Raw genomic sequence first — 22,931 nt, 5'->3', positions numbered from 1 at the left:
CCTCTGTCGCCATTCGCGACTTGCCTATTTGTCCGTGGCGGGCGGGCGGGTCACCCCCCCCCCCCCCCCCCGGCGGGGGGGGGGGGGGCCCGCCGCCCCCCGCGCCTCCCGTCCGTCTGGTGGGACCGGTGTCAGCGGTTGAAGAAGAGCAGGCCCCGCACGTAGCCGGCCTGGCCGGCGTGCTGCGTGCAGTCGTCGAGGATGCTGACCAGCCGGGCCCCGCGCGTCACGGGCGGGTCCCACGCGTCGTCGACCACGGGGTCGAGGTCGTCCGGACCCAGCGTCGCCAGGTAGGCCGCGGTGCGTTCGTGCACGGCGCGGAGGTAGCCGTTCAGCAGGTCCGCCGATGCGCGCACGCGACCGACGTCCTCGCGGGACATCCCGTAGCCGAGCGCCTCGGCCGGGAAGGGCAGGCCGAAGCGCTCCACCCAACCGTCCGCGGTCCAGACCTGCTCGGTGCCCGCGAGGTCCGCGACCTGTGCGTCCTGCCCACGGGCGGTGTGCCAGGCCAGCCATGCGAGCGTGTTGGCGCCCGCGGCCGGGCGGGCGGCGAGCTGGTCCGTGGAGAGGCCGTCGAGCGCGCGCGCGACGGTCTCGGGCACGCGGGCGAACGCTTCGGTGAGGAGTTCCGCTGGGGTCATGCGGCCGACGCTACGCGGGGCGTGCCGACCTCGCTTCCGGTGGTCGCCACCGGCGCTCGCTCAGCGCGCGGTGACTGCCCGGTGGTGTCCGTCGAGGGACGCGCCGATGGCCTCGAACGCCGACGCCACGGCCGTCCGGTCCGCGGGGGCGATCGCCGCTCCGAAGACCGCGGCCCAGGTGTCGCCGACCTCGCGGGCGACCGCGAGCCCGGCCGGTGTGCTCTGCACGAGGATGCTGCGGCGGTCGCCGGGGTTCGGACGGCGCTCGACCAGACCGCGCCGCTCGAGCCGGTCGAGCAGCGACGTCATCGCGCCCGTGCTCAGCTCGAGCTGGTCGCCCGCCTGCTTCGGGGTCGTCGCGTGCCCGTCGGTGGCACCCAGGTGCACGAGGAACCGCGTGTCCGTGACGTTCAGCCCGCGGGTCGCGCTCTCGTGGGCCAGCAGCCGGGCGTGCCGGACCTGCAGGAGCCGGAAGGCCTCCACCACCCGACCGAGCGCCGGGTCGCCGGGCCATCCGCCCGACGGCGGGACGACGGCCGCGGGGTCGACGTCGACGTCGGGGGAGACGGGGGCCGAGGACGTCGACGGCAGGCTGCGGGGCGGGAGGACGGGGGAGGCGTCGGGCACGGGTGGCTCTTCTCGGGTGGGTGATCGCTGCGGCGATCGACGGGACGCGGGCGGGGCCGGGTCACCGGTCCATCGAACAAGTATCTCAATGATTGAGATACCCCCCAACAATGGGGGCACACCGCTCCTTGTCGTTCGTACAGTCGCCGAGTAGCTTGATCGCCGTAGTACCAGGCTCCGAAGCGCGACCAACCACCGCGGGTCCGGAGCCGCCACCGATCAGGAACCCCTCTGGAGGACGACCATGTCCCGTGTCACCCCTCGTGCTGCCCGTCTGGCGGCCTGGATCGCCGTTCCCGCCGCCCTCGTGGCGTCGGGCGTCGTCGTCTCGACGGCTTCGTACTCGGCCTTCTCGGCCACCACCTCCACGCCGACCAGCAACTGGACCGCCGGCACCGTCGCCCTGTCGAACGACGCCACGGCCAACACCGCCCTGTTCGCGGCGACGAACCTCAAGCCGGGGTCGACCGACAGCCGGTGCATCACGGTGACGTCGAGCGGATCGCTGCCGTCGACCGTGAAGCTGTACGCCACGAGCCCGCAGACCACGAGCGTGCTCGCCACGAACACCACGATCAAGATCGAGCAGGGGACCGGCGGCGGCTTCGCCTCGTGCGCGGGCTTCACCCCGGCGGCGACCGGCGGCACGCTCTTCAACGACAGCCTGCCGAACCTCGGCACCCAGGCGACCGGCTTCGGCAACGGTCTCGGCGCGTGGACCACCACCGGCGGCACGAACGAGACGCGCGTCTACCGGGTCACCTACTCGGTGGCCGCGGCGACGCCGAACGCCGCGCAGGGCACGACCGCGTCGATCGGCCTCACGTGGGAGGCCCAGAACAACTAGCGGCGGGCTCGGTACGGTCATGGTCAGCATCGCCGTGCGCGGTGGCGCTGCGCCGCACGACGGGCTGCACGACGCCGTCGACTGGGCTCGGGTGGTCGTCGCGACGGCGGCCCGTGCGGTCCTCGCGGCCCTCGTCGGCCTCGCCGTCTGGTCGGCCGCGCCGGCGCTGCTCGGCTGGCACCCGACCACGGTGGTGACCGGGTCGATGGCGCCGCGGCTCCTGCCGGGTGACGTCGTCGTCTCGCGCCCTGTCGCCCCGGCCGAGGTCCGGCCCGGGCAGGTGCTGCTCGCCGACGACCCGGACCACCCGGGGCGCCTGCGGATGCACCGGTTCGTCGAGCCCGGCGGCGACGGGACGGTCGTCACGAAGGGCGACGCCAACCCGCGGGCCGACTCGACCCCGATCGAGCGCTCCGCCGTGCACGGGGTGGCCGCCCTCCGCGTCCCGTTCGTCGCGAGTCCGGTCCTCTGGGTCCGCGAGGGGCGGTGGGTCGAGACCGGCGTGCTCACCCTCGTGGTCGTCGCGCTGCTCGCGCTCGCGACCGTCGACGGGGCGCTCCGGCGGCCGGCCGCGCACCGCGCTGCACGTCGTGCCGGGCACGCCGGTCCCGTCGCCGACGCTGCGGTGACCGGCCGGGAGGCACGTGGGGACCCCGACGTCCGCCCGCCGTCCGTCGCGGGTCCCGACCCGAGCCGTCGGTCGCTCCGTCGCGTCGCGCGACGGGGCAGCGAGGTCCGTCATGACCGGGCCCATCGTGCCGGGGCGGATCGCGGCCGGGCGCACCGTGCCGGGGCGGTCGTGCTCGTGGCCCTGGCAGCGGGCGGGTCCGTCGTGCTGCCCGCCGGCCGGGCGGACGCGGGGCCCTTCGGCCGGGCGACGGCGACCGACCTGCGGCTCACCGCGGCCGTCGTGGCGCCCGCGACGTCGCCGACGTGCGCCGACGCGAGCGGCTCCGTCGTCATCGCGTGGCAGTACGCCGGGGACGACCCTCGGTCGTTCACCCTGTCGGACGACACCGGCGCCGTGCTCGCGACGACCGACGGCAGGGCCCGGTCCGCGTCCGTCCGGCTGAGCAGCCTGCTCGCCCTCGGGACCACCCGGGCGGTCCGGGTGCAGGCCACCGACGCGAGCTCGTGGACCGCCGTGCCGAGCGCGCCCGTGTCGGTCCGGTACTCGTCCCTCGCGGGGATCGGCCTCGGGGACGGGACCAGCTGCGTCCGCTGAGCCCGGTCCTGCACCGCGTCCGGCCAACCGCAGGTCCTCCACAGCCCGGCGGTGCCGGTCCGGGGATGTCCCCGGACGCCGCTACCGTGACGGCATGCGGATCCTGCACACCGGCGACTGGCACCTCGGTCGCACGCTGCTCGGGGCGGACCTGCTCGCGCACCAGGCGACCTTCACCGACTTCCTCGTCGAGACCGTCCGTGCCCGGGGTGTCGACCTCGTGGTGATCGCGGGTGACGTCTACGACCGGGCGATCCCGCCGGTGGACGCCGTCCGGATGCTCTCTCGCACGCTCGAACGCCTGGCCGCGACGGCGACGGTCGTGCTCACGCCCGGCAACCACGACTCCGCCGCCCGGCTCGGCTTCGGGTCCGGTGTGATGCACGACCGGGTGCGGATCCTCGCCGAGCCGACGAGCATCGGCACCCCTGTGCTGCTCACCGACGACGACGGCCCGGTCGCGGTCTACGGCATCCCGTACCTGCACCCCGACCTCACCCGGCACGCCCTCGCCGCGGTGCCGGACGAACCGCTCGCCCGGTCGCACCAGGCGGTCCTCGGCGCGGCGACGGACCGCGTCCGCGCCGACCTCGCGACGCGTCCCGGCACCCGGAGCGTCGTCGTCGCCCACGCCTTCGTCGGCGGTGCGGAACCGAGCGACAGCGAGCAGGACATCCGGGTCGGCGGGGTCGACATGGTCGCGGCGTCCGTCTTCGACGGCATCGACCTCGTCGCGCTCGGCCACCTGCACGGTCCGCAGCGCGTCGGGCCCGACGACCGGATCCGGTACGCGGGCTCGCCGCTGGCGTTCTCGTTCGGCGAGCGACACCAGCGCAAGAGCGTCACGGTGGTCGACCTGGCGGCGGACGGCTCGGTCACGGTCGAGCTCGTGCCGACGCCCGTCCCACGACGGCTCGTCGACGTGCGCGCCACCATCGCGGAGATCGAGTCCGGAGCGCACCGCGCCGATGCGGACGCCTGGGTCCGGGTCGCGGTGACGGACGCCGTGCACCCCGAGCGCATGTACGCACGGGTGAAGGACCACCTGCCGCACGCCCTCGCGATCACCCACGAACCCGCCGACCGCCCCGAGCGCCCCGCAGCGCGCCCGGTGACGGCGACGTCCGACCCGGTCGAGGTCGCGGCCGACTTCGTCACCTTCGCCACCGGGACCGCGCCGGACGAGGATGACCGGGCGGTCCTGACCGAGGCGTACGAGGCGGCGGCGCTCGCGATGCACGACGACCGGGGGCGCTGATGTACCTGCACCGACTCGAGCTCCGAGCGATCGGACCGTACCCGGAGCTCGTCACCATCGACTTCGCGGCGCTCGCCGCGTCCGGGGTGTTCCTGCTCGAGGGGCCGACGGGCTCCGGCAAGTCGACGATCATCGACGCCGTGGTGTTCGCTCTGTACGGCGGGCTCGCGGGCGAGGGCTCGACCCACGACCGACTGCACAGCCAGCACGCCGACCCGGGTGTCGAGCCCTTCGTCGAGCTCGTCTTCGAGACCGGTGCGGGGGTGTACCGGGTGCGCCGGACACCGCAGTACGACCGCCCGAAGCAGCGCGGGGCGGGGACGGTCCGGCAGCAGGCGTCCGCCCAGCTCTTCCGCCTCGCACACCCGGCGGACGCGATCGGCGAGCCCGTGTCCTCGCGCATCCCCGAGATCGGGCTCGAGGTCACCCGGGTGGTGGGGCTCGACCGCGCGCAGTTCCTGCAGACCGTCGTCCTGCCGCAGGGCGAGTTCGCCCGCTTCCTCCGGTCGCCCGGTGAGGACCGCCGGAAGCTCCTGCAGTCCCTGTTCGGCACGCAGGTCTACGACCGCACGGCCGACGAGCTCGCGGCACGACGGCGTGCGGTGCAGGCCGAGGTCGAGGCTGCCGACGCCCGGGTCCGTGACGCCCTCGCCCGCTTCGCACAGGCGGCGGGGACGGCTGCCGACGAGCAGTCGGCCGCCGACGACCACGCGGTGGCTGACGAGCACGCGGTGTCCGCGACGCTGCACGCGCTGCAGGCCGCGGCGTCGGAGGCCGTGACCCGGCGCGCCAACGCGGTCGCCGCACTCGACCGGGCGCGCGCACACGAGCAGGACGTCGCCGCGCGGCTCGCCGCCCGCGACCGACGCGCCGCGCTCCTCGCCCGGCGCCGGGAGCTCGACGAGCGGGCTCCCCGGGTCGCTACCGCACGCGAGCGTCTGGACCTCGCGGAGCGAGCGGCGCGGGTCACCGCCTCCGCCGACGGGCTCGACGCCGCCCGCGCCCGGGCCGCTGACACCGCCGGAGCCGCGTCCGACCTGCGACGCCGCTCGGGCATCCCGGACACGGCGGACGTGGTCGCCCGTCGCGCCGACGTCGCCACGTGCCTCGGAGCGGTGCGGCACCTGGTGCCGGTCGAGGACACGATCGCCGGGCGCCGACGTGCGCTGGCGGACGCCGCCGCACGGGCCGGACGCCTCGCCGAGCGCATCCGCGAGCTCGACGTCGCGCTCGAGGCCCGCCCCGCCGGACGGACCGCCCTGGTCGAGGATGCCCGGGCCGCAGCGACGGCGGCGTCCGACGCCGAGGCCGCGCGGGCCGAGACGGAACAGGTGCGGCAGCTCCGGGCCGACCTCGACGCCCGGGACGCCGCCGTCGCCGCCGTCGCCGCTGCCGAACCGGTCGTCGCCGAGCGGCGTCGGCGTGCGGAGGAGCTCCTCGAGGCGGAGCGGTCCCTGCGCGCGCGTCGCATCGCCGGCCTGGCGGGTGAGCTCGGCGCCGCACTCGAGCCCGGCGACCCGTGCCCGGTGTGCGGCGCGGTGGAGCACCCGGCGGTCGCCGTGCCGCAGTCCGACCACCCCGACGCCGACAGCGTGGAGGCCGCCGCCGCTGCGACCCGCGCCGCCGAGGCCGCCCTGGCCGAGGCCGCGACGGACCTGGCGGTCGAGCGAGCCGCGCTCGAGCGGCTCCGCGCAGCCGTGGTGGACACCGATGCCGCGACCCTGGCCGAGCGGGCAGCGGCGGCAGCAGCGCGGCTCCGCACCGCCCACGACGCCGCCGTCCACGTCGCGGAGCTCGAGGGCCGACGCACCGCCTTCGACGACGAGACGCGGGCGCTCGAGCGCGAGCACCACGCCGTGCAGGCCGACCGCGCGGTCCTGGTGGCCACGAGCGCGGCGGACGAGGACCGGCTGGGGCAGGACGCCGCGGCGGTGGCGGACGCCGTCGACCGAGCCGGGGAGCTGCTGGCCGCCCCGTGGGCGACCACCGACCAGGAGCCGGACGCCGGTGCCGGTACCGGTGCCGGTGCCGTCCCGTCGCTCCGCGCGGCGGTGGAGGCGCTCGAGGCGCTCGTCGCCCGTGCGGACGCCGTGTCCGCCGCGGACGAGCGTGGCGCTGCCGCCGCACGTGCGGTGCTCGAGCGCGAGGTCGAGGTGGCCCGGACGCTCGCCGACCACGACTTCGACTCCCTGGAGACGGCCCGGACCGCGGTGCTGTCGACCGAGCAGGCGTCGGCACTCCGGACCGAGGTCGCCGCCGCCGAGCGGGAGCACGCCGTGGTCGAGGCGGGCCTCGCCGAACCCGGGGTCGTCGCCGCCGCCGAGGACACCGACGAGGACCTCGACGCCGAGGCTGCCCGGGCCGCGCACCGCGCCGCCGTCGAGCAGGCCGACGAGGCCACCCGCAGAGCGGTGAGCGCGACCGACCGCGCGGACGCGAGCGCGCGCTGCGCCACCGACCTCGAACGCGCCGTCCGGTCCCGCGACGCCCTCTCGGCGCGCAGCCGTGCGGTCGTCCGCCTGGCCGACGTCGCGAACGGCGCCGCCGGGGTCAACCCGACCGGCATCACGCTCGGCACCTACGTGCTGATGCGCCGCTTCGAGGACGTCGTCGCCGCGGCCAACGACCGCCTCCGTGGCATGCTCGCGGGACGGTTCACCCTCGAGACCTCGGACGAGCGCGAGGCCGGGTCCCGAGCCCGTCGGACCGGTCTCGCCCTCGCCGTCCACGACCACAGCACCGACACCCGTCGTGCCCCTGGGAGCCTGTCGGGCGGCGAGACGTTCACGGTCTCCCTCTGCCTCGCGCTCGGGCTCGCCGACGTCGTGCAGGCCGAGGCGGGCGGGGTGTCGCTCGGCACGCTGTTCGTCGACGAGGGGTTCGGGACGCTCGACCCCGAGACGCTCGACGACGTCATCGGGCAGCTCGCACGGCTCACGGCGGGTGGCCGTCAGGTCGGCATCGTCAGCCACGTCGAGGAGCTCAAGCAGCGCATCCCGGAGCGGATCGCGGTCCGGCGCACACCGGACGGCGGGTCTCGCGTCACGACGACCGTCTGAGCCGGAGCACCGTCACGACGGTGCTCCGGCAGGAGCCGTCACGGCTACGGCTACGGCGACGGTGTGGCGTCCACCGTGCCGTCGGGCGGCGGCAGGATGTCCGCGGCGATCCACGGGAACACCCAGGTGAAGAGCGCGTAGACGATCACGGCGAGCAGCACGAGCAGCTCGAGGACCTTCAGGGCGGCGGGGCCGGGCAGGATCCGCCAGACGAACGGGAAGATCACTTCGGCGTCTCCGAGAGTTCCTTGGGGGTGCCCTCCGAGACGGGCATCCAGTAGTCGAGCTTGGCGTGCGTGACGTACCGCTCCTTGGCGGACCACATCGGGTGGCACGCGGTGAGGGTGAGCCAGCGGTCCTCGGCGGTCGGCGTGACCCCGGGCTGGTTCGGCACCGGCGCGATCGTCTCGATCTTGTCCGGCGTCACGATCTGCGAGTCGGTGACCTTGTAGACGTACCAGACGTCGAAGTCCTTCGCCTTGTCCGTCACCCGGACGACGACCGGGTCGCCCGGCTTCAGGTCGGCGATCTGGTTGAGCGGCTTGCCGTAGGTCACGCGGTGCCCGGCGACGGCGAAGTTGCCCTCGGCGCCCGGCATGGCGGTGTCCTGGTAGTGGCCGAGGCCGATCGTGTTGAGCACGCGCTCGCGGTCCGTGCCCTCGCCGATCGGGCGGAGGTAGTCCGCGCCGAAGCGGGGGATCTGCATCGTCCCGAACACGTCCGTCAGCTCCGGCGGCTCGGCGAGCACCGGTGCCTCGCCGCGGTGCTCCGAGCCCTCGAGCTTCGGTGCCTGCTTCTGCCCGAGGTCGTCGACGAGCTTGGTCTGCTCGTTCACGGCGACGACGTCGGTCCACCACGCGGTCCACGCGACGTAGAGCCCGGTGCCGGCGCCCGCGATGATGAGGAGCTCGGCCAGCAGTGCGACGAGTGCTCCGCCGACGGACTGGCGACGTCGAGTGCGCCGTGGCGGCCGCTGGTCCTCGGCGTCGCGCTCCGAGCTGCGCGACGGGGCGGTGTCGTGTGCGGTCACGGTGCTCCTGATCCAGGTGGTGGTCGAACAGGTATAGCAGACCACGACGACGAGCCGGTGGGGGTGTGGACGGACCGGGCGGTGCACGGTGCGGCGCTACCGTGGCGGGATGACCACGATCTTCCGCCCGTTCCGGTCCGACGACACCGAGGCGGTCGTCGCGCTCTGGGAGGCCTGCGGGCTCGTCCGTCCGTGGAACGACCCCCGGCGGGACATCGCGCGCAAGGTCGCCGAGCAGCCCGAGCTCTTCCTCGTCGCGGTCGAGGACGGCGCCGTCGAGGACAGCGCCGTCGAGACCGGCGAGGGCCGCGCGGCGCCGGGACTCGTGGGCGTCGGCATGGCCGGCTACGACGGGCACCGCGGCTGGGTGAACTACCTCGCGGTCCGACCCGACCAGCAGGGGACCGGACTCGGGCGCGCCTTCATGGCCGAGTTCGAGCGACTCCTGACCGACCGCGGCTGCCCGAAGATCAACGTGCAGGTCCGCGAGGGCAACGAGCAGGTGCTCGGCTTCTACGCCTCGCTCGGGTACGCCCCCGACCGTGCGGTGTCCCTCGGCAAGCGGCTGATCGCCGACGACTGAGCGACCTGGGCGAGCGCGAGACCGACCTAGGCGAGCGCGAGACCGACCGAGGCTGCGAACGCCAGCGCGATGCCCGTCCACTGCACGCCGGTGAGCCGCTCGCGCAGGACCACCCCGGCGAGCACGACCGTGCCGACGGGGTAGAGCGCGTTGAGGACGCTGACGACCGGCAGCGTCGCGTCGTCCGTCCCGGCGTGCAGCGCAGCCTGGATGCAGGCGTTCGCGAGCGCGTCGAGCAGCCCGCAGGCAACGACGGCGACGACGGTCCGGCGTGACGAGCGCGACGAGCGCGACGAGCGCGACGAGCGCGTGGTGACCGCGGCAGACCGCCCGGGGTGGGCCGTCGTGCCGGGATCCGCCGGGCCTCCCTTCCGGAGCAGCGCGACCACGACCACCGCCGCACCCAGCACGACCGTCTGCACCACCCGCGCGACCAGCAGCGACGCGACCCCGGCGTCGGCCGGTACCGCGTCGCAGGCGAGCACGATCCCGCCGAAGCCGCACCCCGCCACCGCCGCCGTGACCACGCCGGTCACGGTGACCCGTGCGCCGGAGGCGTCCCGCACGGCCGCGACGAGCACCACCGCGACCACCGCGACCACCAGCGCGACCGACGCCGGCACGGACAGCACCGTCCCGCGCACCAGGGCGACCACGACGGGCGTGACGGCCGCGAACACCGCGGTCAACGGCGACAGGACGCTCATCGGGCCGACGGCGAGGGCGCGGTAGAGCAGGAGCACCGCCACCGACCCCGAGACCCCGGCCGCCACCCCGGCGAGGACCGCCTGCCCGGAGAAGCCGGCCCCCACCACCGGCACCCCGGCCAGCAGGGGGAGCAGGCCGACCGCCGCGGCCGCGGCGGCGACGCGCACCGCGCGGACGCGACGCGCGGCGAGGCCGCCGAGGAAGTCGGCGGCCCCGTAGACGACCGCGCCGGTCAGGCCGAGCAGGACGGTGAGCACGGCTCCCATCCTGCCCGGGCCGGTAGCCTCCGGAGCGTGAGTGTTCCGTACCACCGCCTGCCCCGTGTCGATGCCCGTTGGCGCTGGTGGCGCCCGCTGGTCGCCCTCGCGTTCCTCGTCGGGTGGTACGTCGCGAGCCAGGTCGTCATCGCCGTCGCCTACTTCGTGCCGATCGGGGCGTCGCAGGGTGCGGACGGGCTGATGGGCCTGCAGGACGACCTGTCCAGCGGTGCCCTCGACCCGACGGACCCGCTCGTCCTGTCCCTGTCGCTCGTGTCGCTGGTCGTGCTCCTGCCGGGCATCCTGCTCGCGGTGAAGATCGCGCGCGTCGGGCCCGCCGGCATCCTGTCGTCCACCCGCTTCCGGGTGCGCTGGCGCTGGACGCTCTGGTGCCTCCTCCCCACGCTCGTCATCGCGATCGCGATGTTCCTGGTGCAGACGTGGGGCATGTTCTCGTTCGACGGTGGCCTCGGGTGGGACCACGACGCGATCGGGCAGTCGACCGTCTCGCTCGGCACCCTCACCCTGACCATCGTGCTGGTGCTGCTGCTCGTGCCGTTCCAGGGCGCGGCGGAGGAGTACATCTTCCGCGGGTTCCTGATGCAGACCATCGGCTCGTGGATCCCGCTCCGCGTCGTCGGCACGGTCGTCGCCGTGGCCGTCTCGACCGTCGTCTTCGCCCTGCTGCACATCCCGAACGGCTACAACGTGTGGGGCATCCTCGACGTCGGCTCGTTCGGGCTGGTCGCGGCGATCATCGTGCTCCGGACCGGCGGCATGGAGGCCACCGTCCTGCAGCACGCCTTCAACAACATCATGATCTTCGTGCTGCAGGCGCCGGGGTGGTCGAAGATCGACCTCGACTCGTCGAACGGCACCATGGTCGGGTGGCTCATCACGCTCGGCACGTCGCTCGCGTTCTGGGGGATGGTCGAGGTGCTCGCGTCGTGGCGGGGGCTGGACCGCCGCTTCGCGGGCAGCGAGGCACCACGCTTCCGCGGGACCGCGCCGGTCTGGGCGGGTGGTCGTCGGTGGACCCGGCCGGGAGGCACGGGCTGGGACGTCGCGCCGGCGCGCGACCCGGAGACGGCCGGCTCCGTCCCTGTGGACAGCTCCTCGGGTGTCGCTGCCCGCACGTAGGCTGTCGTGTCATGAGCACCACGCAGGCGGCGGCGCCGACCGCATCGCGGGCGGCAGCGCTGTCCTCGTCGCAGGCTGCCGCGCTGTCCTCGTCGCAGGCTGCCGCGCTGGACGTGCTGCACCGGGTGTGGGGCTACGACGACTTCCGTGGTGAACAGGCCGCGATCATCGACCAGGTGGTCGGCGGCGGCGACGCCCTGGTGCTCATGCCGACCGGCGGCGGCAAGTCGCTCTGCTACCAGGTGCCCGCGCTCGTGCGCGACGGCATCGGGGTGGTCGTCTCGCCCCTCATCGCCCTCATGCAGGACCAGGTCGACGCCCTCGCTGCGAACGGCGTCAAGGCCGCGTTCCTGAACTCGACACAGGGGCCGGACGAACGTGCCCGGGTCGAGCGGGCGATCGTCTCGGGCGAGGTCGACATGCTCTACCTCGCGCCCGAGCGCCTGCGGCTCGAATCCACCCGGTCGCTGCTCGACCGTGCGCGCCTGGCCCTGTTCGCCATCGACGAGGCGCACTGCGTCGCGCAGTGGGGGCACGACTTCCGCCCGGACTACCTCGAGCTCAGCGTGCTGCACGAGCGGTGGCCGACGGTGCCGCGCATCGCCCTGACCGCCACGGCGACGCCGCAGACCCACCGCGAGATCTCCGGACGGCTCGGGCTCGACGACGCCGCACACTTCGTGGCCGACTTCGACCGTCCGAACATCCAGTACCGCATCGAGCCGAAGACCGGCGCCCTGCAGCAGCTCCTCACCTTCATCAAGACCGAGCACCGCGGCGACGCCGGCATCGTCTACTGCCTGTCCCGCAACTCCGTCGAGCGCACCGCGGCCGCCCTCGCCGACCAGGGCATCCCCGCACTGCCGTACCACGCCGGACTCGACGCGAAGGTGCGCGAACGCAACCAGTCCCGGTTCCTGCGCGAGGACGGCATCGTCATGGTCGCGACCATCGCGTTCGGCATGGGCATCGACAAGCCGGACGTGCGGTTCGTCGCGCACCTCGACCTGCCGAAGTCCGTCGAGGGCTACTACCAGGAGACCGGCCGTGCCGGACGCGACGGGCTGCCGTCGACCGCGTGGCTCGCCTACGGCCTGAACGACGTCGTGCAGCAGCGCCGGATGATCGACCAGTCCGAGGGTGACGCCGCCCACCGGCGCCAGCTCAGTGCCCACCTCGACGCCATGCTCTCGCTCTGCGAGACGATCGAGTGCCGCCGGGTCCGGCTGCTCGCCTACTTCGGGCAGGAGTCGACGCCGTGCGGCAACTGCGACACGTGCATCGCGCCGCCCGAGCCGTGGGACGGCACCGTCCCCGCGCAGAAGTTCCTGTCCACCGTCGTCCGACTCGAGCGCGAGCGCGGCCAGCGGTACGGCGTCGCGCACCTCGTCGACATCCTGGTCGGCAAGCAGTCGCCGCGGGTGCAGGAGCTCCGGCACGACTCCCTCGCGACCTTCGGCATCGGCAGCGACCTCGGCGAGGGGGAGTGGCGCGCGGTCGCCCGGCAGCTCCTCGCGCAGGGGTACGCGGCGGTCTCCGGTGACGGGTTCGGCACGGTGGTGCTCAGCCCGACGAGCGCCGAGGTCCTCGGCGGTCGGACCCGGGTGCTCATGCGTCGCGACCCCGTGAAGGCCTCCCGGGCGTCGCGGTCGCGACGGCAGCCGGTGACGGACATGCCGCAGGAGGCACTCGGACTCTTCGAGGCGCTGCGAGCCTGGCGTGCGGCGCAGGCCCGCGAGCAGGGCGTGCCCGCCTACGTCGTGTTCAACGACGCGACGCTGCGCGGGATCGCCGCGGTCAAGCCGACCGACGAGGACGCCCTCAGCGAGATCTCCGGCGTCGGTGGCGCGAAGCTCGAACGCTACGGCCGAGCGGTGCTCGACGTCGTCGCCGCGCACGACTGAGCCACTGGATTGCCGGGCATCTGACGCCGATCACGGGTGCATGCCGTTCGGGGCATGTGGTGCTGCGGGCGCTCACTACACTCGGAACCCCTGTCCACGAGGAGGCCCGGGTGTCCGGTTCGACGACGATCACCACCACGCTCAGCCGCACGGTGGTGACCCCGCTCGCGCGACTGCTCTGGCGTCCCCGGGTGATCGGCCGGAAGAACGTCCCGAAGCGCGGCGCGGTCATCCTCGCGAGCAACCACCGGTCGTTCATCGACTCTCCGGCGATCACCCTCCTGGCCCCGCGGAAGGTGTCCTTCCTCGCGAAGCAGGAGTACTTCACGGGCACCGGCTTCCGCGGAGCGGTGTCGCGGGCGTTCTTCGGCGGCATCGGTGCGATCGGCGTCGAACGCGGCGCCGGAGCGGCCGCCCAGCACGCGCTCGACCTCGGGCTCGAGCGCCTGGAGCTGGGCGAGGCCTTCGCGATCTACCCCGAGGGGACGCGGTCCCTCGACGGCCGGCTCTACAAGGGCCGCACGGGCGTGGCCTGGCTCGCCCTGACGAGCGGGGCGCCCGTGGTGCCCGTCGCCCTCACCGGCACGGAGGACGTCCAGCCCGTCGGCTCACGGCTGCCGCGGCTCGCCCGGGTCACGGTCGAGTTCGGCCAGCCGATGGACCTGACGGGCTTCGGGGAGGCGTCCTCCGGTCGGGCTCGTCGGCACGCGACGGACGCGGTGATGGCAGCGATCCAGGAGCTCAGCGGGCAGGAGCCCGCCGGCACCTACAACAACCCGCCCACGACGATCGTCGAACGGGTGAAGCAGGCGCTGCGCCGGGACGACCCGACGCAGGCGGTCGAGCCGGACTGATCGGTCCCCTATTGCACATGCTGCATACCAGTGGTTGAATCGGGGGCGCGTCGGCCGCGTGTACACCTCGGTCGACGGCCCCGGATCCGCCGCCGATCGGAAGGCAGCAGCTTGTCGACCACTCCGCTCTTCGACGCCGTCGCTCGACGAGCCGACCTCGGGGACGACGCCGGAGCGCCGGCGCCCGGCTCCCGGGACGGCACCGGCACCCCGGCGGCCGTCGCAGGCCACCCGGTCGCCGTCGACCAGCTCGCCCTGGTCGAGGCCGTCGCGGGTGCCCTGACCCGTGCGGTGGTCGACGCCGTCGCCGCCGAGGTCGAGCGCATCGCGCGCGAGGGGTTCGTCCGCGCCTGACCGGACCGCCGCCGTGACCACGCACGTGCGCTTGCGCTCGACGTGCGCCCGCGCTCGACGTGCGCCCGCGCTCGACGTGCGCTCCACCGGCAGGCGTAGCGTCGACCGCGCGGCGGCAGGGTGCCGACCGCAGGACGGAGACGCTGGTGCGCGTGACGGTGCTGGGTACGGGGACGATGGGGGCAGGGGTCGCGAAGTCCCTGCTGCGCGAGGGCCACGAGGTCACGGTGTGGAACCGGAGTGCCGACAAGGCCCGACCGCTCGCGGACGACGGCGCCACCGTGGCGACGGACGCGGCCGCGGCGGTCCAGCACGCCGAGGTCGTGCTCCTCACGCTGTTCGACACGGACGCCGTCGTGGACGTCCTCGAGGCCGCCGCGGGTGACGCCCCGACCGACGCCGTGTGGGTGCAGTCCTCGACGGTCGGCACCGACGGCACCGAGACGATCGTGCAGCTCGCCGAGAAGTACGGCATCACCCTCGTCGAGGCCATGATGCTCGGCACGAAGGCCCCGGCGGAGCAGGGGAAGCTCACGATGCTCGCCGCGGGTCCGTCCGACCAGCTGGAGGCGATCGACCCGGTCCTCGACGCCATCGGAGCGAAGACCGTGCGAGCTGGCGAGCGGGTCGGCGACGGCACCGCGCTGAAGCTCGCCGCGAACGCCTGGATCGCCTCGATCACCGCCGCGACGGCGCAGTCGCTGGCGATCGCCCGGGCGCTCGGGCTCGACCCGGCGCTGTTCCTCGACGCGATCGACGGCACCGCGAGCGACTCGCCCTACGCGCACACGAAGGGCGAGGCCATGCTCTCGGGCGAGTTCGCACCGCAGTTCGCCCTCGACGGCCTCCGGAAGGACATCGGCCTGATCGGCGAGGCCGCGCGGGCCGCGGGTGTCTCGACGGTGCTCGTCGACGCGCTCGACCGCGTCTACGCGCAGGCCAGCGCCGAGGGGCACGGCGGCGACGACATCGCGGCGGTCGGCACCGCCTTCTGACGAGCCGGCGGTCCTGCCGATCCGGTCAGGACCGCCGGAACCACCGTCGGACCGCGCCGCTGAGCCGACCGACGGCCTCGTCGTTCATCGTGTTCGCCAGGTCGAACGCCTCGCGGGCCGGGTCGGACCCGTTGCGGATGCGCCGCAGTGCCGCGTCCGCCCGCGCCCGAGCGTCGAGCTCGGCGAGGGGCATGTCGTCCTCGGGATCGTGCTGCGGTGCCCCGGCCGGGCCGCCAGGAGCGCTGCGCATGAGAGCAGGCTACGCGGAACGCTCGGCGTCGTCCTCGTGGTCGACGACCCGCGCCATCTGCTCGAGGAACGTGACGATCACCGACATCTCCGACTTCGGCAGGTGCTCGGCGACCTCGATCGCGCGGGTGTCGAGCTGGTCGATGACCTGCAGCACCTGACGCATCGAACCGCCGGATGCCGTCAGGATCACGCCGCGCCGGTCGTGGGGGTCGGGGTGGCGCTCGACGTGGCCGCTGCGGACGAGCCGGTCGACCAGTGCCGAGGTCGACGCGGGTGTGATCTCGAGCCGGTCCGCCAGCTCCTTCGCGTTCACCGACCGCCCGTCCGACTCGGCGTCGAGGAGCACGCGGAGGGCGAGCAGGGCGTTCTCGCCGATGCCCAGTGCCTCGCGAGCACGTCGTTGCGCGGCGCTCTCGGCGCTCCGGTACCTGCGGAGCGCATTGAGCACGTCCACCGCGTCGACCCTGGAATCCGTGCCGTACCAGAAGCCCGTGGTGGTGTTCGTCACCTCGGTCGTCATGGTGACAATGCTAGACGCTCTAGTTAGTTTGTCTAGCGAGCGCGCCTCGTGGACGACCCCGCAACACCCGTGACGCGGTCCGGAAACACTCCCGCAACGCCCGCTCGGTACCGTCGCCGCATGCAGGAGCCGACGTGCTGAGCCGACTCGCGGGGAGCGTGTTCCACGTCGGGAGCGCGGTGGAGCGGGCGGACGTCGTCGCCCGGATGCTCGACGTGTACGTCGCCCGCCCGGACCCGGCGTCGGGCCACGAGGACGCCGCCGTGTCCGCAGCGCTGCGGTCGGTGCTCGGCGCGGTCCCCTCGACGCGCCGGCAGGACCGGACGACCTCGATCGACTCGTTGGCGCTCGACCGGCACGAACCGGCCTCGATCGCCCACGCGGTCGGTGTCGCGCGGGACCACGCGCGGCGTGCCCGCGAGGTCGTCTCCACCGAGCTCTGGGACTGCCTCGACGTCACCCGGTCGCGGATGCCCCGCAAGGTCGCGGTCGACCGGGCGCACGAGTTCCTCGGGTGGGTCCGGGAGCGCAGTGCCCTCGCGGTCGGTGTGGTCGAGGGGGACGCCAGCCGCGACCAGGTGTGGGAGTTCTTCACCCTGGGCCGGTCCCTGCTCCGCTGCGGTCTGACCGCTCGGCTGCTCGGGTCGTCGCTCGTCGACGCGTCCTCGTCGTCCTCGTGGCAGACCGCACTCCGGGCATGCGGTGCGGGCGAGGCCTTCCGCCGCGGCCGCGACCACGGGACCGAGGCCGAGGACGCCGCGCACTTCCTGCTGCACGACCAGCACAGTCCGCGCTCGCTCGCGTTCCTGGCGGCACGTGCCGACGACTGCCTGACCGACGTCGCGCCCGACTGCGTCGCGGACGAGGTGGACGCCTTCCGCGCCGCCCGCTCGTCGCTCGGACGGGTCGACGTGGCGGCCCCTGCCGACCTCCGCGCGGTCGCCGACCGGCTCGCCGGTGCCGTCGGCGCGGTCGTCGCGGCACTCGACGCGCGGGTCTTCGCGGTCGCGGCGCCCACCCACTGATCCCGCCGCCGACCCGGGTCCGAGCGGGCCGGATCGGCGGATCGACGTGCGCACCGCGGTGGAGCCGCGCACGATGCGGACGGGAGGCGCGTGGCGGCGCCGCACCGCGCCTCCCGTCCGGCGGATGCCAGCCCGCCGCCGCCTCGCCCCGTCGTGCGTCAGACCGCGCTCGAGCGGTCGGCCACCGCCTCGTCGCGCTCCAGGTCGCGCCGCAGTGCCGTGGACGCGCCGGGCGACCCGACGACGGGCACCGCGTGCGTCACGGCGAGGTGCAGGCGCGCGTCGGCGTCGTACCGGAGCCGCAGGTGCTCCCAGCGCACGAGCCAGACGAGGGCGATCGCGAGGGCGACGAACCCCGAGGTGGCGCCGACGCCGATCGCCCACCGCGGACCCCAGGCGTCCGCGACCGCACCGACGATCGGAGCGCCGATGGGGGTCCCGCCGGCGAAGATCGCCATGTAGAGCGCCATCACCCGGCCGCGCATGGCGGGCTTCGTCGTGGTCTGGACGAGCGCGTTCGCGGTGGTCATGAAGGTCAGCGACGCCAGGCCGACGAAGACGAGCACGATCGCGAAGGTCCAGTAGGTCGGGGCCAGCGCCGCCGCGGTGCACGCCACGCCGAACCCGGCGGACGCGACCACGAGGGTGCGCATCCGGGGGCGGTCGCGCCGAGCGGACAGCAGTGCACCGGCGACCGAGCCGATCGCCATCACCGAGTTGAGCAGGCCGAACTCGCTGGCGCCCTTGCCGAACTCGACGCGTGCCATCGTCGAGGTGAAGATCGGGAAGTTCACGCCGAACGTACCGACCACGAAGATCATGCACAGCACCACGACGATGTCCGGCCGGGTGCGGACGTAGCGGAAGCCCGCGACGATCTGCCCCTTGCCGCGCTCCGCCCGGACGCGCTCGGCGAGCTGCGCGGGGTCGACGAACCGCAGCGCGAGCAGGACGGCCAGGAACGACCCCGCGTTGATGACGAACACCCATCCGGTGCCGATCACGGCGATGAGCACGCCGGCGACCGCGGGGCCGACCAGCCGTGCGGCGTTGAACGACGCGGAGTTGAGCGCCACGGCGTTCGCCACGTGCTCGCCCTGCACGACGTCGGAGACGAAGGCCTGGCGGATCGGGGTGTCGAACGCGGCGACGATGCCGAGCGCGAGGGCGAAGCCGTACAGCGACCAGAGCGTGGCCGTGTCGGTGAGCACCATGATCCCGAGGCCGAGCCCGAGTGCACCCATCAGCCCCTGCGTGAGCATGAGCATCTTCCGCCGGTCGAAGCGGTCCGCAGCCAGGCCGGTGAGGGGGAGCAGGAGCAGCTGCGGCCCGAACTGCAGCGCCATGGTGATGCCGACCGCGATCGCGTCGTTGTCGGAGAGCTTGGTGAGGACGAGCCAGTCCTGGGCGGTGCGCTGCATCCACGTGCCGACGTTGGACACGAGGGCACCGGCGAACCAGATGCGGTAGTTGCGGGCGGACAGGGATCGGAACATGGCGCTCACTGCTGGGCCAGCCTCCTCATGATCTCGGTGGCGTCGGCCAGGGCGCGGCGCTCCTGGTCGGACAGTGCGGCGAGGCGCGGGGAGAGCCAGTCGTCGCGGCGGCGCCGGGTCTCCTCGACGAAGGCGGAGCCGGCGGGTGTGGCGGCGAGCAGGACCTTGCGGCGGTCGTCGCCGTGGTCGTCCTTCGACACGAGACCGCGGTCGACGAGCACCGCGACCGACTTCGTCATGCTCGGCGGGGTGACGCCGTCCTGGCGGCTCAGCTCGGCGAGCGTCATGGCCCCGTCGCGGTGCAGTCGGGCGAGGGCGGAGAACTGCCCGTCGGTCATGCTCGCGTCGGCCTTCTGCGCGCGGAGCGTCCGCGACAGCCGGTTGACGGCGATGCGGAGGTCGGTGGCGAGGGAGGTGTCGGGCACGATCGTCAGCCTAACTCATTAGTTCGGTGAACGAACTGGGTGTGCACGGGTGTACTCTCGTAGAGCAACAGGTGTTGCTTTCAGCACGTTCGACGAGGTCGTCGAGGGAGAAGGAGAACATGTCCGAGTTCGAGGGCAGGGTCGCGATCGTCACCGGTGGCGGCAGCGGCATCGGCGAGGCCGTCGCGAAGGAGCTCGCGGCCGCGGGTGCGTCGGTCGTCGTCACCGACATCAAGCTCGACGCCGCCCAGCGCGTGGTGTCCGAGATCGAGGGTGCCGGCGGCACGGCCTCGGCGTTCGAGGCCAACTCCGCGGTCGCCGCGGACAACGAGCGCATGGTGCAGCACGCCGTCGACACGTACGGCGCCCTGCACCTCGCCGTGAACAACGCCGGCATCGGGGCCGCGCCGAAGCCGATCGGCGAGTACGACGTCGAGGCGTGGGACCGCGTGCGTGCGGTCGACCTCGACGGCGTCTTCTACGGGCTCCGCTACGAGATCCCGGCGATCCTGGCCGCGGGTGGCGGTGCGATCGTGAACATGGCGTCCGTCCTCGGGTCGGTCGGCATCGCCCAGAACGCCGCCTACGTCGCGTCGAAGCACGCGCTCGTCGGCCTGACCAAGGTCGCGGCGCTCGAGTACACCGCCCAGGGCGTCCGCACGAACGCGGTCGGCCCGGGCTTCATCGACACCCCGCTGGTCCGCTCGTCGCTGTCCGCCGACGAGCTCGCGGCGCTCGAGGGCGAGCACGCCGCGAAGCGCCTCGGCACCGACGCCGAGGTCGCGGCGCTCGTGCTGTTCCTGCTCAGCGACAAGGCGTCGTTCATCAGCGGCAGCTACCACCTGGTCGACGGCGGGTACAGCGCGCACTGACCCCGGTCGGGCGTGCCGGGTCGCTCCGGGCGTACCTGGGCGCGTCGCACGTCCCCGGGGCGCTCCGGGCGTACCTGGTCGGTCCGGGCGTGCCTGACGGGAACGTGCCTCCCCGGTCGCGTTGCGCGTGCTGGGTAGGAGCGGGCGTACCTGGTGGGAACGGGCGTAGCTGGTCAGCACGATCGACCGGGTACGCCCGTTTCCGCTTTCCATCGCAGGCGTTATTGGAAAGAACGGGCGGACGGGAGGCGCGGCGCAGCTCGAGCGCGCAGCCTCGCCAGCATGGACGCTCCGAGCCTCGCATCGCGCAGGGCCCTCCGGGTCGCTTCGGGCGTACCGGGTGGGAACGGGCGTACCTGGTCAGCACAGTCGACCAGGTACGCCCGTTCCCGCTCTCCATCGCGGGCGTGATGGGAAGGAACGGGCGGACGAGAGTGCGCTCGCGTCGAGCGCTCAGGCCGCGTCGGGACCGAGGATCGCGTCGTGGGGGAGCAGGGCGTGCACGCCCCACGTGCGGTTCGCCACCTGCGTCACCCGCATGCTGACGGCCACGCTGGCCATCGCCAGGGCCTCGGCGCGGGAGATGCCGTACGACCCCGCGATCCAGTCGACCATCCGGTCGAGGGCCGTCGTCGTGGCGGCGTTGAGGTCCGCGTCGAACCCGAACGTGATCCTCCCGGCGGGAGTGTCGGCGTGGATGCCCGCGACCGGGGCGTCGTCGAGCAGCGAGAGCGTCATCGTGGTCGTCATGCCGCACTCGACCGCGGTGCCCGAGACCTCGCCGTCGCCCTGCGCCGCGTGGCCGTCACCCACGGACAGCAGGGCGTCCGGCACGGTCACCGGCAGGTACAGCGTTGCGCCGGCGACGAGCTCGCGGCAGTCGATGTTGCCGCCGCCCACCGGCCGGGGCGGGATCGTCGAGTGCTCGCCGGTCGGCTCCGGCGGGAGTCCGACGACCCCGAGGAACGGAGCCGTCCGGACGCCGAGCCCGAGCTGGTTGCGGGCGACGCCGGTGGCCGCGTCGACGTCCCAGAGCAGTGGGCCGCGGGACGTCGGGTCCGCGAGCCCGAGCGCGCGGTTCAGCTCGGTGTCGACACCGCCGGAGCCGGTGTAGCCCCAGTCGTCCGGCACCAGGGCGTCGAAGCGGACGGCGAGGACCTGTCCCGGCCGGGCGCCCGTGACGGCGATCGGGCCGACCAGGCAGTGTCCACGCCGCGGGTCGACGAGGGTGGGGGCGTCGGCGCCCGGGGACGCCTGCCGTTCGGTGTAGCCGGCGGCGCTCAGGGTCCGGACCGTCACCGTGTCACCGTCGTCGACGCGGAGCACGGGCTCGCGTTCGGCGGTGAGCACGTCGATGGCGGTGTCGAGCGAGGCGTCGATGCGGTGGGAGGTCACCAGTCGATCCTCGCAGGACACCGCCCGCGACGGGCAGGCGGTCAGTGGAACTGCGGGATCGTCAGCCAGATGCCGTACAGGACCGCTGCGACGCAGAACGCGAAGCACACCACGGCGCCGACGATCGCGGCCGGCGGCGTGTGCCCGGACCGCGGAGTCTCGTCGCGGTACTCGGTGCGTTCGCCCCCGGCGTCGACCGGTTGCCCCGTCCCGAGCAGCCGCAGCCCGAGCGTGTAGACGAGCACCACGCCGACGGCGGCGACGAAGCCGACGCCCGCGACGATGCCGATGCTGCTGAGGTCGATGTCCACGGTGCCTCCTAGGCGGAGACCGGCTCGGCGGCCGGCTGCTCGTCGTTGACGGTGTCCTTCGTGATCGGCTTCCGCCGCGCGAGGAAGAAGAAGCCGAGGCCGCCGCCCAGGGCGAGCACGGCCACGACCACCAGACCGATGGTGCTCGTCGAGGCGACGAGGGTGGCGAGCGCGCCGACCACGGCGGCGGCCGGCAGCGTGATCACCCAGGCGACGACGATGCGTCCGACGACCGACCAGTGCACGTCGGCGAGCTTCTTGCCGAGGCCCGAGCCGATCACCGAGCCGCTCGTGACGTGGGTCGTCGACAGGGCGAAGCCGAGGTGCGACGACACGAGGATCGTCGCCGCCGAGCTGGTCTCCGCGGCGAAGCCCTGCGGCGACTGCACGTCCGAGATCTTCTTGCCGACGGTGCGCATGATCCGCCACCCGCCGGTGTACGTGCCGAGGCCGATCGCGAGGCCGCAGGCCAGGATCACCCAGAGCGCCGGACCCGTGCCCGAGGGCTGGTAGTTCGCCGCGATGAGCGTCAGGGTGATGACGCCCATGGTCTTCTGCGCGTCGTTGGTACCGTGCGCGAGCGAGACCAGCGACGCCGAGATCGTCTGCCCGTGTCGGAAGCCGGTCGCGGCGCCGTGGGTCGTGGCGTTCTTCGTCAGCGAGTACGCCAGGTACGTCGCCACGAGGGCGATCCCCCCGGCGATCACGGGGGAGAGCAGCGCGGGGAGGACGACCTTCGACACCACCGTCGCCCAGTCGACCGAGTTCAGCCCGGCGCCGATGATCGACGCGCCGATCAGGCCGCCGAACAGCGCGTGCGTGGACGACGACGGCAGGCCGAAGTACCAGGTGGCGAGGTTCCAGAGCACCGCGCCGACGAGTCCCGCGAAGATCATGGTCGGACTGATCTGGATGCCGTCCTGGCCCTCGCGGATGATGCCCTGCGAGACCGTCTTCGCGACCTCGGTGGACAGGAACGCGCCGACCACGTTGAGGACGGCGGAGATGAGCACGGCGGTCCGGGGCTTCAGGGCTCCGGTGGCGACCGAGGTGGCCATGGCGTTCGCGGTGTCGTGGAAGCCGTTCGTGAAGTCGAACACGAGGGCAACGACGATCACCAGCACGACGGTGACGAGGACGTCCATGGCGGCGA

General features: G+C 73.7%; 24 protein-coding genes. 12 read left to right on the top strand and 12 right to left on the bottom strand.

Annotated features, from left to right (window positions below; translation table 11 throughout):
- Positions 1-131: 131 nt before the first annotated feature.
- Together AB0N84_RS13500 and AB0N84_RS13495 are read right to left on the bottom strand one after the other, a co-directional pair.
- Entirely contained in the window at positions 132-641 is a 510-nt protein-coding gene (locus AB0N84_RS13500; protein WP_069712460.1) for a DUF664 domain-containing protein, read from the bottom strand.
- A gap of 60 nt (positions 642-701) precedes the next feature.
- Positions 702-1,268, bottom strand: a complete 567-nt coding sequence (locus tag AB0N84_RS13495) for a MarR family winged helix-turn-helix transcriptional regulator (protein WP_363547129.1) — start codon at positions 1,266-1,268, stop codon at positions 702-704.
- A gap of 244 nt (positions 1,269-1,512) precedes the next feature.
- Between AB0N84_RS13495 and AB0N84_RS13490 the strand changes: the two genes are divergently transcribed.
- The 4 genes from AB0N84_RS13490 (at position 1,513) to AB0N84_RS13475 (ending at position 7,657) form a co-directional block, all read left to right on the top strand.
- Entirely contained in the window at positions 1,513-2,115 is a 603-nt protein-coding gene (locus AB0N84_RS13490) for a hypothetical protein (protein ID WP_289459398.1), read from the top strand.
- A 19-nt stretch (positions 2,116-2,134) separates the two neighbouring features.
- Positions 2,135-3,340: a S24/S26 family peptidase gene (locus tag AB0N84_RS13485; protein ID WP_363547126.1), complete on the top strand. Its 1,206-nt coding sequence runs from the start codon at positions 2,135-2,137 to the stop codon at positions 3,338-3,340.
- A 94-nt stretch (positions 3,341-3,434) separates the two neighbouring features.
- On the top strand, positions 3,435-4,598 hold the full coding sequence (locus tag AB0N84_RS13480; protein WP_363547123.1) for an exonuclease SbcCD subunit D: 1,164 nt from the start codon (positions 3,435-3,437) through the stop codon (positions 4,596-4,598).
- Positions 4,598-7,657: an SMC family ATPase gene (locus AB0N84_RS13475; RefSeq protein ID WP_182047177.1), complete on the top strand. Its 3,060-nt coding sequence runs from the start codon at positions 4,598-4,600 to the stop codon at positions 7,655-7,657. The genes AB0N84_RS13480 and AB0N84_RS13475 overlap by 1 nt, the downstream gene beginning before the upstream one ends.
- 50 nt (positions 7,658-7,707) lie before the next feature.
- Here the strand turns inward: AB0N84_RS13475 and AB0N84_RS13470 are convergent, their stop codons facing one another.
- On the bottom strand, positions 7,708-7,884 hold the full coding sequence (locus tag AB0N84_RS13470) for a hypothetical protein (protein WP_182047193.1): 177 nt from the start codon (positions 7,882-7,884) through the stop codon (positions 7,708-7,710).
- On the bottom strand, positions 7,881-8,687 hold the full coding sequence (locus AB0N84_RS13465) for a class E sortase (protein ID WP_363547119.1): 807 nt from the start codon (positions 8,685-8,687) through the stop codon (positions 7,881-7,883). The genes AB0N84_RS13470 and AB0N84_RS13465 overlap by 4 nt, the downstream gene beginning before the upstream one ends.
- Positions 8,688-8,796: 109 nt before the next feature.
- On the opposite strand from AB0N84_RS13465, the gene AB0N84_RS13460 reads away from it, so the two are divergent.
- Positions 8,797-9,270 (top strand): GNAT family acetyltransferase, encoded by a 474-nt coding sequence (locus AB0N84_RS13460; protein ID WP_363547116.1) that lies wholly within the window; start codon positions 8,797-8,799, stop codon positions 9,268-9,270.
- Positions 9,271-9,296: 26 nt separating this feature from the next.
- Here AB0N84_RS13460 and AB0N84_RS13455 read toward each other — a convergent pair whose 3' ends face one another.
- Complete coding sequence (locus AB0N84_RS13455; RefSeq protein WP_363547113.1) at positions 9,297-10,235, bottom strand: EamA family transporter; 939 nt, start codon at positions 10,233-10,235, stop codon at positions 9,297-9,299.
- Between the two features lie 36 nt (positions 10,236-10,271).
- Here AB0N84_RS13455 and AB0N84_RS13450 point away from each other — a divergent pair, with 36 nt between their 5' ends.
- The 5 genes from AB0N84_RS13450 (at position 10,272) to AB0N84_RS13430 (ending at position 15,482) form a co-directional block, all read left to right on the top strand.
- Positions 10,272-11,375: a type II CAAX endopeptidase family protein gene (locus tag AB0N84_RS13450; protein ID WP_289459392.1), complete on the top strand. Its 1,104-nt coding sequence runs from the start codon at positions 10,272-10,274 to the stop codon at positions 11,373-11,375.
- Positions 11,376-11,386: 11 nt separating this feature from the next.
- Positions 11,387-13,279 carry a DNA helicase RecQ gene (recQ, locus tag AB0N84_RS13445; RefSeq protein WP_363547110.1) on the top strand — a complete coding sequence of 631 codons (1,893 nt, stop codon included), beginning with the start codon at positions 11,387-11,389 and terminating at the stop codon, positions 13,277-13,279.
- A gap of 110 nt (positions 13,280-13,389) precedes the next feature.
- Positions 13,390-14,133, top strand: coding sequence for a lysophospholipid acyltransferase family protein (locus tag AB0N84_RS13440; protein WP_182047173.1), 744 nt, complete (start codon positions 13,390-13,392; stop codon positions 14,131-14,133).
- Between the two features lie 111 nt (positions 14,134-14,244).
- On the top strand, positions 14,245-14,487 hold the full coding sequence (locus tag AB0N84_RS13435; RefSeq protein ID WP_289459390.1) for a hypothetical protein: 243 nt from the start codon (positions 14,245-14,247) through the stop codon (positions 14,485-14,487).
- 152 nt (positions 14,488-14,639) lie between these two features.
- Positions 14,640-15,482: an NAD(P)-dependent oxidoreductase gene (locus AB0N84_RS13430; RefSeq protein ID WP_220456237.1), complete on the top strand. Its 843-nt coding sequence runs from the start codon at positions 14,640-14,642 to the stop codon at positions 15,480-15,482.
- 25 nt (positions 15,483-15,507) lie between these two features.
- Here the strand turns inward: AB0N84_RS13430 and AB0N84_RS13425 are convergent, their stop codons facing one another.
- Positions 15,508-15,732 carry a hypothetical protein gene (locus tag AB0N84_RS13425; RefSeq protein WP_141718917.1) on the bottom strand — a complete coding sequence of 75 codons (225 nt, stop codon included), beginning with the start codon at positions 15,730-15,732 and terminating at the stop codon, positions 15,508-15,510.
- 9 nt (positions 15,733-15,741) lie between these two features.
- Positions 15,742-16,254 (bottom strand): MarR family transcriptional regulator, encoded by a 513-nt coding sequence (locus AB0N84_RS13420; protein ID WP_069712473.1) that lies wholly within the window; start codon positions 16,252-16,254, stop codon positions 15,742-15,744.
- 134 nt (positions 16,255-16,388) lie between these two features.
- Between AB0N84_RS13420 and AB0N84_RS13415 the strand changes: the two genes are divergently transcribed.
- Positions 16,389-17,279, top strand: a complete 891-nt coding sequence (locus AB0N84_RS13415) for an alpha-E domain-containing protein (protein WP_182047171.1) — start codon at positions 16,389-16,391, stop codon at positions 17,277-17,279.
- A 158-nt stretch (positions 17,280-17,437) separates the two neighbouring features.
- On the opposite strand, the gene AB0N84_RS13410 is transcribed toward AB0N84_RS13415, so the two are convergent.
- Both AB0N84_RS13410 and AB0N84_RS13405 read right to left on the bottom strand, forming a co-directional pair.
- Complete coding sequence (locus AB0N84_RS13410) at positions 17,438-18,784, bottom strand: MFS transporter (protein WP_182047170.1); 1,347 nt, start codon at positions 18,782-18,784, stop codon at positions 17,438-17,440.
- The gene (locus AB0N84_RS13405; protein WP_289459389.1) at positions 18,781-19,200 is read right to left on the bottom strand and encodes a MarR family transcriptional regulator; all 420 of its coding nucleotides are present in this window, start codon (positions 19,198-19,200) and stop codon (positions 18,781-18,783) included. The genes AB0N84_RS13410 and AB0N84_RS13405 overlap by 4 nt, the downstream gene beginning before the upstream one ends.
- 119 nt (positions 19,201-19,319) lie before the next feature.
- On the opposite strand from AB0N84_RS13405, the gene AB0N84_RS13400 reads away from it, so the two are divergent.
- Positions 19,320-20,072 (top strand): glucose 1-dehydrogenase, encoded by a 753-nt coding sequence (locus AB0N84_RS13400; RefSeq protein ID WP_069712477.1) that lies wholly within the window; start codon positions 19,320-19,322, stop codon positions 20,070-20,072.
- A gap of 453 nt (positions 20,073-20,525) precedes the next feature.
- Here the strand turns inward: AB0N84_RS13400 and AB0N84_RS13395 are convergent, their stop codons facing one another.
- The 3 genes from AB0N84_RS13395 to AB0N84_RS13385 are packed head-to-tail and all read right to left on the bottom strand — an operon-like array spanning position 20,526 to position 22,923.
- Positions 20,526-21,467: an acetamidase/formamidase family protein gene (locus AB0N84_RS13395; protein WP_363547102.1), complete on the bottom strand. Its 942-nt coding sequence runs from the start codon at positions 21,465-21,467 to the stop codon at positions 20,526-20,528.
- A gap of 41 nt (positions 21,468-21,508) precedes the next feature.
- The gene (locus AB0N84_RS13390) at positions 21,509-21,778 is read right to left on the bottom strand and encodes a hypothetical protein (RefSeq protein ID WP_069712479.1); all 270 of its coding nucleotides are present in this window, start codon (positions 21,776-21,778) and stop codon (positions 21,509-21,511) included.
- A gap of 8 nt (positions 21,779-21,786) precedes the next feature.
- Positions 21,787-22,923, bottom strand: a complete 1,137-nt coding sequence (locus tag AB0N84_RS13385) for an inorganic phosphate transporter (protein WP_363547099.1) — start codon at positions 22,921-22,923, stop codon at positions 21,787-21,789.
- Between the last annotated feature and the right edge of the window lie 8 nt (positions 22,924-22,931).

Source organism: Curtobacterium sp. NPDC089185, from assembly GCF_040685235.1.
Classification (GTDB): domain Bacteria; phylum Actinomycetota; class Actinomycetes; order Actinomycetales; family Microbacteriaceae; genus Curtobacterium; species Curtobacterium citri.
This window is presented reverse-complemented; position numbering and strand designations above follow the sequence as displayed.

Excerpts from the sequence above, each read along its gene's own strand:
- AB0N84_RS13485 (WP_363547126.1), top strand. The coding sequence starts at position 2,135 with ATGGTCAGCATCGCCGTGCGCGGTGGCGCTGCGCCGCACGACGGGCTG.
- AB0N84_RS13425 (WP_141718917.1), bottom strand. The coding sequence starts at position 15,732 with ATGCGCAGCGCTCCTGGCGGCCCGGCCGGGGCACCGCAGCACGATCCC.
- AB0N84_RS13420 (WP_069712473.1), bottom strand. The coding sequence starts at position 16,254 with ATGACGACCGAGGTGACGAACACCACCACGGGCTTCTGGTACGGCACG.
- AB0N84_RS13400 (WP_069712477.1), top strand. The coding sequence starts at position 19,320 with ATGTCCGAGTTCGAGGGCAGGGTCGCGATCGTCACCGGTGGCGGCAGC.
- AB0N84_RS13480 (WP_363547123.1), top strand. The coding sequence starts at position 3,435 with ATGCGGATCCTGCACACCGGCGACTGGCACCTCGGTCGCACGCTGCTC.
- AB0N84_RS13475 (WP_182047177.1), top strand. The coding sequence starts at position 4,598 with ATGTACCTGCACCGACTCGAGCTCCGAGCGATCGGACCGTACCCGGAG.
- recQ (WP_363547110.1), top strand. The coding sequence starts at position 11,387 with ATGAGCACCACGCAGGCGGCGGCGCCGACCGCATCGCGGGCGGCAGCG.
- AB0N84_RS13490 (WP_289459398.1), top strand. The coding sequence starts at position 1,513 with ATGTCCCGTGTCACCCCTCGTGCTGCCCGTCTGGCGGCCTGGATCGCC.
- AB0N84_RS13385 (WP_363547099.1), bottom strand. The coding sequence starts at position 22,923 with ATGGACGTCCTCGTCACCGTCGTGCTGGTGATCGTCGTTGCCCTCGTG.
- AB0N84_RS13460 (WP_363547116.1), top strand. The coding sequence starts at position 8,797 with ATGACCACGATCTTCCGCCCGTTCCGGTCCGACGACACCGAGGCGGTC.
- AB0N84_RS13500 (WP_069712460.1), bottom strand. The coding sequence starts at position 641 with ATGACCCCAGCGGAACTCCTCACCGAAGCGTTCGCCCGCGTGCCCGAG.